Below are 10,314 nucleotides of genomic sequence, written 5' to 3' on the forward strand. Positions count from 1 at the left end.
ATCCATGACCGCCGAATTAGCCAGCACGCGATTGGGCATGCTGACGCCTTCCTCTAACACTGTCCTTGAACCGCTGACCGCGGCGATGCTGTCAGGCCTGCCTGACGCATCAGCCCACTTTGCGCGATTTCAGGTGCTGAAAATTTCCATGGAGGATGACGCGCTTGGGCAATTCAGGAACGAGCCGATGCTGGCCGCCGCTGAACTTCTGGCGGATGCCAGGGTGCAATCGATCTGCTGGAATGGCACATCTTCGGGCTGGCGTGGGTTTGACACCGATCACAAGCTGATTACCGAGATCGAAACGCGCACCGGCGTAAAAGCCTGCTCATCAATCCTTGCGATGAACGAATTGCTCGCGAAATTCGCCGCAAAGCGGATCGCATTTGTGACACCCTACCTGCCCGAAATTCAGGACCGCATTCTGGCCAATTACCGCTCTGCAGGGTTTGAAGTGGCCGCAGAACGACACCTTGGCGATCAGGGAAACTTCTCGTTTGCGACCTATTCAGAGGCCGAAATTCTCGATCTGTGCCGCGCCGTGGCCGCCGACAAACCCGACGCCATCACGATCTATTGCACCAACTTCCGAGGGGCGCGGCTTGCCCCCATCATCGAGGCAGAAACGGGCATCCCGGTGCTCGACAGTGTTTCGACCGCGCTTTGGAAATCGATGCAAGTTGCAGGCGACGACCCCAGGCGCATCCAGGGATGGGGGCGCCTGTTTGATGTCTGACCGCGATCTCATCGGCTATGCCGGGTCCCCGCCTCAGATCATCTGGCCTAACGGCGCGCGTGTCGCGGTGTCGGTCGTCGTGAACTTCGAAGAGGGTGCGGAACATCAGGCTGGAGATGGCGATAGCACGTCTGAACGCGTCGGCGAGGTTCTGAGCGTCGTGCCTGACGGACACCGTGATCAGGGCCAGGAACAGATCTTTGCCTATGGAAGCCGGGTCGGGCTTTGGCGATTTCTTGACGCGCTTGAGAGCACGCAAACTCCGACCACATTTTACATGTGCGGCCGTGCGGTAGCACGCAGCCCGCAGCTTGCCCGTGCGATAGCAGACGCCGGGCACGAGGCAGCCTGCCATGGCTGGATCTGGCGGCCACATGCCGACTACCCGGACATTGACGCCGAACGCGCCGATCTCAGACGTGCAACCGACGTGATCGAGACGGCCACCGGACAGCGACCGACCGGCTTCTTCTGCCGGGGCTCGGAAAGCGCATGGACGCGGCAACTTTTGAGCGAACAGGGCTACACCTACACCTCCAATGCCTTTGACGATGATCTTCCCTATCATGAAGGATCGGGTCTGGTAGTCCTGCCCTACAACCTCGACACCAACGATATGAAATTCTTTCATCCCAATGGCTTCACGCGCGCTGTTGAGATGATTGAGTACGTCCGCGACGCGGTCGAGCAATTACTGCAAGAGGCGCAGCAAGGCAGGTCCGCGACCCTGTCGATCGGCTTTCACCTGCGCATCAGCGGGCGGCCAGCACGGTTCCGCGCGGTCACCGAAATCCTCGAATATCTGGCCTCGCTTGAAGGGCAGATTTGGCGGGCACAACGCATCGATATCGCCCGCCACTTTGCCGCGGTTCATCCCCGCGGCCAACACGCAACACAACATGGAGAAGAGATATGAATTTGAAGACCACTATGATGGCCGCCGCACTCACGTTGGCGGCAGCCCCAACGTTTGCAGAAACCTCGATCCGGGCGACCGGACTTGTCTCAACCCACAAATTCCACACTGCGCTGGAACAGGAATTCTATGCGGGCCTCGCAGAAAAGACTGGCATCGATCTTGCCATCAACTTCAACCCGCTCGACGTCGTGGGCGTGGATATGCAGGATACGCTGCGCATGGTCCGCACAGGTGCCTTTGACATCGTGCAAAGCACAGTGGGTGCCGCCGCGCGCGATGACGCGTTTCTGGAAGGTATTGACCTGATTGGCGTCTCCACCTCAATGGAACAGCTTGAAGACGCCATCGAGGCTTTCATGCCCGAACTTGAAAAGCGCGTCGCCGAGAAGTTCAATGCCAAGCCGCTGGCCGTCTGGCCTTACGGTCCACAGGTGTTCTATTGCAACGCCGAAATCGCCAGCCTTGACGACTTCGAAGGGCTCAAGGTGCGCTCTTACACCTCCTCCATGTCTACATTGATAGAGGCCCTGGGCGCGACACCCGTGACCATGAGTTTCAAAGAGGTCTATCCGGCCCTGCAACGCGGCGTCGTCGATTGCGCAATCACGTCACCAACGTCTGGCAACACCGGAAACTGGCCCGAGGTCACAACCCACTTCCTGCCCTTGGGCATCTCGTGGTCAGTAAACGCGCATTTCATCAATCTGGACAAGTGGAACAGCTTTTCCGAAGAGGAAAAAGCCAGGCTGGAAGCCGAATTCGCCGCGTTTGAAGACGCATTCTGGGCACTGGCCAAGGAAAACAACGGCTGGGCCATCGCCTGCAACACCGGCGGAGAGGGCTGTGAGAACTATACCGCCTTCGACATGAAACTGGTCACACCCTCGCCCGACGATCAGGCCAGGGTGACGGCTGCCACGATGGAAAAGGTCCTGCCGGGCTGGGCCGAGAGCTGCAATTCGGGCTTTGCGGATTGCTCGAAAATCTGGAACGCGACCGTGGGTGCCGCACGCGGTATTGAACTGGAATAATGAAACAGGGTGCGCCTTCCCGGGCGCACCCACACAAAGGACCCGACATGCGGATCATTGGAATATTGGGGGGATATGCCTGTCTCGGGTTGTCCTTTCTCATTGTGTTCGAGATTTTTGCGCGCAAACTGTTCAATCACTCGCTACAGGGCGTGGATGAAATCGGCGGCTATGTCGTTGCGGTCACTGGGACCTTCGGCATGGCCCTCGCTGCAGTCGAACGCGCCCATACACGGATCGATGTGCTTTTGTTGCGCTTGCCCCGGCCTGTCCAGGCGGGGCTCAACCTGCTGTCTTACGTGGCCCTGGGGCTGGGGGCGGCCTTTATGGGCTATATGGGGTGGCGAACACTGAATGACAGTCTGACCTTCGGGTCCGTCTCGTCCAGCCCGCTTCAGGTTCCTTTATGGATCCCGCAATCGCTCTGGATGGCGGGCCTTTGTCTTTTTGGACTGTCTGCACTCTGGACGGCTGTACGCGGCGTCTTGGCCCTGCGCCACGGGCTGGAGGCAGCTGATCGGCTTCTGGCGCCGCCATCGGTGGCAGAAGAAATCGAAGAGGCACGGCGATGATTGACCTGACAGGGGCCACCATCGGATTTGTAATCATGTTAGGTCTGATGTTCATCGGCCTGCATGTAGGGATCGCTATGTTGGCGACCGGCGTCCTGGGCGCATTGGTCTATTTCGGCCCACCCGTCTTGCTATCCTTCGGCACCAACCTTTGGGCGGTCATGAATGATTTCCTGCTGACCACCATTCCGCTTTTTATACTGCTTGGAGAACTACTGCTGCGCGCTGGTATCACGCGAAACATGTATGCCAGCCTTAACGATTGGCTGAGCCGCCTGCCCGGCGGACTGCTGCACACAAATATCGGTGCCTGCGCAATGTTTTCGGCTGTTTCAGGGTCTTCGGTCGCGACGGCTGCCACCATCGGCACCGTCGCGCTGGATGAGTTCAAACGCCGCGACTACCATGAACCGCTGGTGCTGGGGACCATCGCAGCCGGAGCGACCCTTGGCATTCTGATCCCGCCCTCAGTGAACCTGATCATCTATGGCGCGCTGACCAATACGTCGATCGGACAATTGTTTGCAGCCGGCATCCTGCCTGGCGTTCTGCTGACGTTGCTGTTCATGGTCATCATTGCCGCCGCGGTCCTGTGGAACCCGTCGCTTGCAGAACGTGTGAGCGAAACACCGCCCCTGAGCGAACGCCTGAGCCGTTTGCGTTTTCTGCTGCCACCTCTTGGCATATTCGTCGTCGTCATGGGGGCAATCTATGGCGGCTGGGCGACCCCCACCGAGGCTGCAGCACTGGGTGTGGTGCTGGCGTTCTTCCTCGCCGCCGCCAATCGCGCGCTTAGCTTTTCCATGCTGCATGCGGCCTTTATTGCCACGATCAAAACCTCGGCCATGTTGCTTTTCATCATCACGGCCGCCTTTTTCCTGAACTTCATCGTGGGTCTTTTGGGCGTCCCCCAGGCGATGAGCCGCGCTGTCACGGCCCTTGGCCTGAATGCGACCGAGATGATCCTGATCCTGGTTCTGTTCTATCTGGTCATGGGCTGCTTTCTGGAAACCCTGTCGATGATGGTGGGGACTATTCCAATCGTCATGCCGGTGATCCTGCATCTGGGCATCGATCCGGTGTGGTTCGGCATTTTTCTGGTCATCATGATGGAACTGGCCCTGATCACACCGCCTGTAGGCATGAACCTTTATGTGGTTCAGGGGGTCCGTGGACGTGGAGAACTCGCCGATGTTTACCGGGGCATCCTGCCCTTTGTCGCCGCTATGCTGATGATGGTCGGATTGATTATCCTCTGGCCTCAGATCGTCCTGGTGATCCCGGAGGCGCTGTTTTGAGCGCCCTCGCCCGTGCCGAACGCCTGTTCGCAGAACTGGCCGAAATCAGCGCGGATCCGCCCGGCGTGACCCGCGCCAGTTTTGGCACTATCGAAACCGCAGCACACGCGATGATCCGGCGAGAGGCAGAGGCGATCGGCCTGATCCATCATACCGATGCGGTCGGCAATCTCTATGTCACGCTGCAGGGCAAAGACCAAAATGCACCGGTTTTGATGACCGGCTCGCATCTGGATAGTGTGCCGCATGGGGGCAATTTTGACGGCGCAGCAGGCGTGTTGGCAGGACTTGTTATGCTGGAACGACTTGCTGAGGGGCCACCGTTGCGCTGCGATGTCATACTGATGGTGATCCGCGCGGAAGAGATGATCTGGTTCCCTACCCACTATCTCGGCAGCCGTGCGGCCTTTGGTCTGCTGCCACCGGAAACGCCTGATCAACTACGTCGATCAGATACGGGGCGCACTCTTGCAGATCATATGGCAGAGGCGGGATTTGAGCCTCAGGCCATCCGAGACGGCAAACCACAGCTTGATCCACAAAAGATCAAGACTTTTGTTGAGGTGCACATAGAGCAGGGACCGGTCCTGGTCGACGCAGATCTTCCGATCGGTATCGTTACAGGTATCCGTGGCAACATCCGCCATCGCTTTGCCCGGATCACGGGCGAAACCACCCATGCAGGCGGTGTGCCCCGTCGCAGACGCCGCGATGCCGTGCTTGCCGGTGTTGAACTGGTGGCGTCGCTTGAGGAATGGTGGCAGGCCGCCGAAGTTGCCGGAGAGGACATGGTTCTGACTATCGGCGAATTCTCAACTGACCCTCTTCAGCACGGCATCACAAAGGTTCCCGGCCTTGTGACGTTCACACTTGATGTGCGCAGCCAGGACGAGGCCCTCCTTAGCCGTTTTGCAGCGTTCCTGCACAGCCAGGCGTCGGATATCGCCGCGCGGCGCCGGGTCGATATCGATCTGGGCACCAGCACGCAAGCTGCGGCGTCCCCGATGTCGCGCGACATACAACAGGGGCTGATCGCTGCGGCGCACGCGTGTGGCATTGCGCATATGGAAATACCTTCAGGCGGAGGCCACGACTGCGCAACCTTCGCAAGCCTTGGGGTTCCCTCCGGAATGATTTTCATCCGTAACCGAAATGGCAGCCACAACCCCGACGAGGCCATGGAGTTTGATGACTTTTCGCGGGCCACAGATGTGCTGACGAAATGGGGGTTGATGGTCAGCAATTGATATTTCGCGAAATGCCCGAAGTGCGGCATGTCCACCGTCACTTTCCCAATGGCTAAAAATCACATCGCGAGATGAGCGATCACCTCACATCTCAAAGCCCTGAAAGTTCCCAGATCGTTTCAGGCCACCCGTCGCTTGATATGAACAAAACCACATAATCGGCACACGTCCGACAGAGCACGCCATAAGGTGAAATCATGCTGCACATACAGCGCACACGACGCACATCAACTGATTGAATTAAAGATAAAACTCGTCCAATCCATCATGCGGGCGACGGATAGTCGAGCCGCATTGACCGCGTTATTGGGTATTGTTGGTTCTCCAGTGGTCCGCGATCCGGTTTTCGCGTCCGTATCCCACACATACTGCGCAGGAATTGGCGCAGTCCAGCCCTCCAGGGGAGAAGACAGGTGAACGGTGGTGTTTCGGTAGGTTTCTAACGTGGGTCACTTGTTGATTCACACGTTTCAGTCGGAGATAAGCTTTGGGAGAGGCCACAGCAGATGCTCAGGTTCCTGTGTACTTGGCCTGCAAAAAAACGCTGCGCTTTTTGCGCTGCAACAATAAAAAAAACCACTTCTTGATACGAGTAACAGAACATCCAGAGTGCTGATCCATTGGAATTTTTATTGCATCTTCAGACTGATGCAGAGCAAGGTTGTGTTGCGCCCACAATCCGGATACTTCAGATGCCCCATGATCTTATTCACGGCAAAGATGAGGTGGGCAACATCCACGCTCGGATTTACTCAGATGCAATGCAAGACGATTTGAGGACGAAATGCGCGTCGAGCGTACCGGAAAGGACTGGGGCAATTACGAAGCTTGGAAGCAGCGGTATTCATTTGGATGGGAAAGTCGCCCCCAAAGCGTACTAAGATCAGGACAACAACATGCGGCGGCTGGCCGATTGGATTGCAATGGTTCATAAAACCGACCTTCTCGAAACAGGGGCGCATAGCATCGCTCACTTTGGAGTGTTGATCTCCCGCAACCACATGATTTGGATCCCAGGGGCCGTCGCGTGACACCTGAAATGCATGATCAAAACCGGAAACTGCGGCTTTGGGAGCCGCACATCAATGCTTTCGTCGAGCTGTGTCCAAACGACGTATCCCGTGAGGGGCCACTTGCGGGTTTGCGTGTCGGAGTAAAAGACGTCATCGATGTTGCCGACGTTCCAACACGCAATGGGAGCGAAACATGCAGGGATGCAGCCCCGGCCGTACGCGATGCGCCGGTCGTCGCCAGATTACGCGATGCGGGGGCGCAGATCTTCGGCAAGACTGTCACTACTGAATTTGCCTTTACTGATCCAACGGACTGCCGCAATCCGTATGACCAGAGTCGCTCGCCGGGGGGATCCAGCAGCGGATCAGGCGCTGCAGTAGCCGCGGGCCTGGCAGATATTGCCCTTGGCACTCAGACGGCCGGATCGCTTTGCAGGCCAGCGGCCTATTGCGGGTGTGTTGGACTCAAACCCACCTTTGGTGTTCTGCCGACCGTCGGTGTCACATCACTTGCCCCCAGTTTTGATACTGTGGGGATCATTGCGGGATCGGTCGCCCGCGCACAACAGGCCTTCGATGTATTGGGCTCTTTGGTTATCCCTCGCATGAGTGACACTCCCGAAGTAGTGATCAGTGGTCTCTGGCAAACGCGAGCAAGGCCAGATGGCGACACTTTGGCCGGGTTAAGCGGGGCGTCCCGCGCTTTGACCGAGCTTGGCGCAGACGTGACCGAGGCCCCTTTAACCGCAGATGTAGCATCCATCGTCCTGGCGCATCGGACGGTTATGAACCACGAAGCATTCGTGGCCCATGGTGCGATGCTGACAGATGGGCGGTCGCGCTTCCTGAAGCCCAAGTTCTTGACCGGTCTGCGCAGCGGCGCGGCGGTTTCACCGGACAAAGTCGAAGAGGCTAAGGCCTTGCTGATCGCAGAAAAACGGAAGTTTTGGGTTGGACTTGAGGGCGTTGATGTGGTCCTGACACTGCCGGTCCCGGAAGGCGCACCACTATTTGACGACACAACCGGATTTCAGGATTGGCTGACTCCGTGGACCGTCTTTGGCGGGCCTCTTATCTGCCTTCCGTGGGGTTTGGACCGATTGGGCAGGCCCCGGTCGGTTATGTTGGCGGCACCTCCGGGGCGGGACGCATACTTGCTGGCGACGGCAGCAAAACTGGAGCGCGCCGCCCCCCGATTGCCGCCACCTCAATTACCCAAAAACTAGCTCTTGAGGCGTACCACTGCGTCCACTTCCACCGACGCATTGCCAGGCAACCCGGATACGCCGACGGCAGTGCGAGCGTGCCATCCTTCCTGGCCAAACAGGGCGACAAACACCTCTGTTGCCCCGTTGATGACTGCCGGGCTGCTCGGGAAACCAGACAGGCAATTCACAAACCCACCCAGTCTTAAGATTACGTCAACACGGTCCAAGTCCCCGTCGCAGGCCTGCCGCAGACGGTAGATCAGGTTGAGCGCACAGATTTTTGCCGCTTGCTGAGCCGTCTCGATTGCCTGGGGTGTATCGGCGACGGGGCCCACATGTGTCACCTCCCCCGCCCATTCACAGATTTGCCCGGACAGATAAACGGTCGTTCCATCCTTGCGAAACGGGAGAAACTGCCCCCGTGGCTCCCAATCGGGTGGCAGTTCCAGCCCCAGTGAGCTGAGCCGTCGCTCAACATGCGATGTCATGCGGCGGCACCACCTTGTGCCAGATATGCGCGCCAGTCGCCAAGCGCAGTTATGTCTGTAGCCCCGGTGAGGCCGGACGCTTCGCAGATAAACCCTTTGACCGATGCACCATCCGACAGAGAAACAGTCCCAATGCCCAATGGTGCAGGGATGCCCGCCATAAATGTGCCAAACGCGGCCCTGGGCATGGACCACACCTCAACCGTGACAGGCCCCGCATCAGGCGCGTCGGACCGGACCAGACCGGGGCGCGCAGGCGGGCCGCCAGCAAGTGCGTAAAACTTATACGCCGCAGTTGTCTGCGCCTTGCGCACAAACGCCGCACCCAGATCAGTCAGTTGCCAATTGAGCGGCAAGCCCGTCATATGGGCGCCACAGACGGCCAGCTCGATCTGATCTGATGCTGCTTCTGGCAGGTCGGCTGGTGTCGGCACCAAATGTGCTGTGGCACCCATATTGCGGGCGCAATCCACCTCGAACCCACGCGCGACAGCTGCGACCAACGCATCCTGCCCCGCCCCGGCCAGCAAAGTCACACTACCCGGCCTGCCATCATTGCGCGGGGCTGTTGGCACGGCAATACCGCACATATCCAGCAGGTTCACGAAATTCGTATATGTGCCGTTATTGGAATTGGGCGTGACTGGATCGGCCTCGAGATCCGCAACCGTGTAAAAGGTTGGCACTGTTGGTACACAGAGCAGATCAAGACCTTCCAACATCGGCTCAGCGGCACGTTTCAGCTCTGCCAGGCGGTATATTCCTTTGAAGGCATCTGCCGCTGACATGCCTTCAGCATGGGTGATGATCTGCCGCGTCACCGGATAGATTGCCTCCGGGTCCCGCTTCAGGAGGTCTTCAATCACAGTATAGCGTTCCGCGACCCATGCCCCTTCATAGAGCATGCGCGCAATGGCGTAGAGTGGCTCAAAGTCGATGTACTCGATTTCGGCTCCAGACGCTTTGAGCAGCGCGACATCACGGTCGAAAGCCGCATGCTGGACCGTATCTGCGAAAAACTCGATCGTTGCGTTATCGGGCACACCCACCCGAAGTGTTTTGGCTGGCGCAGTCAAAGCCTCATGCGTCAGTGGTTTGGAATAGGCATCCGACACATCAAACCCGCGTGCCACCGCGAAAGCGGAATAGGCGTCATCGACGGTCAGGGCAAAAATCGAGACGGTTTCGATCGAACGGCAAGCAGGCACAACGCCGCTCGCAGACAAAGCGCCCAACGTTGGTTTCAGCCCAACGATATTGTTCAGCGCCGCAGGCACCCTGCCCGACCCTGCCGTATCTGTGCCCAGCGAGAAGGTTACGATCCCATGCCCCACGATCACACCAGAGCCGCACGATGAGCCACCCGGCACAATATCGGGGTCCACTGCGTTGAGGGGCGCACCGTAAGGCGTACGCACGCCGACAAGCCCGGTGGCAAACTGATCGAGGTTGGTTTTGCCAATCATCAGGGCCCCTGACGCACGCAGGTTCGCGATTACAAAAGCATCAGCATCAGGCGTGTATGCATAGGCAGGACACCCCGCTGTTGTCTCGATTCCTGCAACGTCGATATTGTCTTTGGCCGCAAAGGGTATACCCCAAAGCGGCATGTCCGGATTGTAATCACCCAAAGCTTCAGCCTGCGCGCGCAGAGCCTCGCGATCACACAGGTGGATAAAAATGCCGGGGTCATTCACGGCACCGAGGCGCCTGAATATTTCGTCAATGACATCTGCAGGGCGCGCGCCGGCCGCGTAGGCCTCGCGCAGGGCCGTGAGTGTGAAGGGCATTTGATCCAGCAT

The 10,314-nt window shown here is 58.3% G+C and carries 9 protein-coding genes; 7 read left to right on the plus strand and 2 right to left on the minus strand.

Annotated elements, in window-relative coordinates:
- Nucleotides 1–4 precede the first annotated feature (4 nt).
- The 7 genes from Q1A34_RS12205 to Q1A34_RS12235 all read left to right on the plus strand — a co-directional run bounded on the left by Q1A34_RS12205 (nt 5) and on the right by Q1A34_RS12235 (nt 8,042).
- Nucleotides 5–736 (plus strand): aspartate/glutamate racemase family protein, encoded by a 732-nt coding sequence (locus Q1A34_RS12205; RefSeq protein ID WP_300034220.1) that lies wholly within the window; start codon nt 5–7, stop codon nt 734–736.
- Nucleotides 729–1,652 carry a polysaccharide deacetylase family protein gene (locus Q1A34_RS12210; RefSeq protein WP_300034222.1) on the plus strand — a complete coding sequence of 308 codons (924 nt, stop codon included), beginning with the start codon at nt 729–731 and terminating at the stop codon, nt 1,650–1,652. Before Q1A34_RS12205 ends, Q1A34_RS12210 begins: the two co-directional genes overlap by 8 nt.
- Nucleotides 1,649–2,686 (plus strand): TRAP transporter substrate-binding protein, encoded by a 1,038-nt coding sequence (locus Q1A34_RS12215; protein ID WP_300034224.1) that lies wholly within the window; start codon nt 1,649–1,651, stop codon nt 2,684–2,686. Before Q1A34_RS12210 ends, Q1A34_RS12215 begins: the two co-directional genes overlap by 4 nt.
- Nucleotides 2,687–2,733: 47 nt before the next feature.
- Nucleotides 2,734–3,258 (plus strand): TRAP transporter small permease subunit, encoded by a 525-nt coding sequence (locus Q1A34_RS12220; protein WP_300034227.1) that lies wholly within the window; start codon nt 2,734–2,736, stop codon nt 3,256–3,258.
- Nucleotides 3,255–4,556: a TRAP transporter large permease gene (locus Q1A34_RS12225; protein ID WP_300034230.1), complete on the plus strand. Its 1,302-nt coding sequence runs from the start codon at nt 3,255–3,257 to the stop codon at nt 4,554–4,556. Before Q1A34_RS12220 ends, Q1A34_RS12225 begins: the two co-directional genes overlap by 4 nt.
- Entirely contained in the window at nt 4,553–5,803 is a 1,251-nt protein-coding gene (locus Q1A34_RS12230; protein WP_300034232.1) for a Zn-dependent hydrolase, read from the plus strand. Before Q1A34_RS12225 ends, Q1A34_RS12230 begins: the two co-directional genes overlap by 4 nt.
- A 1,027-nt stretch (nt 5,804–6,830) precedes the next feature.
- The gene (locus Q1A34_RS12235) at nt 6,831–8,042 is read left to right on the plus strand and encodes an amidase (RefSeq protein WP_300034235.1); all 1,212 of its coding nucleotides are present in this window, start codon (nt 6,831–6,833) and stop codon (nt 8,040–8,042) included.
- Here Q1A34_RS12235 and Q1A34_RS12240 read toward each other — a convergent pair.
- Both Q1A34_RS12240 and atzF read right to left on the minus strand, forming a co-directional pair.
- The gene (locus tag Q1A34_RS12240) at nt 8,039–8,512 is read right to left on the minus strand and encodes a RidA family protein (protein WP_300034238.1); all 474 of its coding nucleotides are present in this window, start codon (nt 8,510–8,512) and stop codon (nt 8,039–8,041) included. The two genes, Q1A34_RS12235 and Q1A34_RS12240, sit on opposite strands and share 4 nt — an antisense overlap.
- On the minus strand, nt 8,509–10,314 hold the full coding sequence (gene atzF / locus Q1A34_RS12245) for an allophanate hydrolase (protein ID WP_300034241.1): 1,806 nt from the start codon (nt 10,312–10,314) through the stop codon (nt 8,509–8,511). Before atzF ends, Q1A34_RS12240 begins: the two co-directional genes overlap by 4 nt.

The sequence above is a fragment of the uncultured Roseobacter sp. genome (assembly GCF_947491795.1).
GTDB lineage: Bacteria > Pseudomonadota > Alphaproteobacteria > Rhodobacterales > Rhodobacteraceae > Roseobacter.

Excerpts from the sequence above, each read along its gene's own strand:
- Q1A34_RS12225 (WP_300034230.1), top strand. The coding sequence starts at position 3,255 with ATGATTGACCTGACAGGGGCCACCATCGGATTTGTAATCATGTTAGGT.
- atzF (WP_300034241.1), bottom strand. The coding sequence starts at position 10,314 with ATGCTGGATCAAATGCCCTTCACACTCACGGCCCTGCGCGAGGCCTAC.
- Q1A34_RS12220 (WP_300034227.1), top strand. The coding sequence starts at position 2,734 with ATGCGGATCATTGGAATATTGGGGGGATATGCCTGTCTCGGGTTGTCC.
- Q1A34_RS12205 (WP_300034220.1), top strand. The coding sequence starts at position 5 with ATGACCGCCGAATTAGCCAGCACGCGATTGGGCATGCTGACGCCTTCC.
- Q1A34_RS12210 (WP_300034222.1), top strand. The coding sequence starts at position 729 with ATGTCTGACCGCGATCTCATCGGCTATGCCGGGTCCCCGCCTCAGATC.
- Q1A34_RS12215 (WP_300034224.1), top strand. The coding sequence starts at position 1,649 with ATGAATTTGAAGACCACTATGATGGCCGCCGCACTCACGTTGGCGGCA.
- Q1A34_RS12240 (WP_300034238.1), bottom strand. The coding sequence starts at position 8,512 with ATGACATCGCATGTTGAGCGACGGCTCAGCTCACTGGGGCTGGAACTG.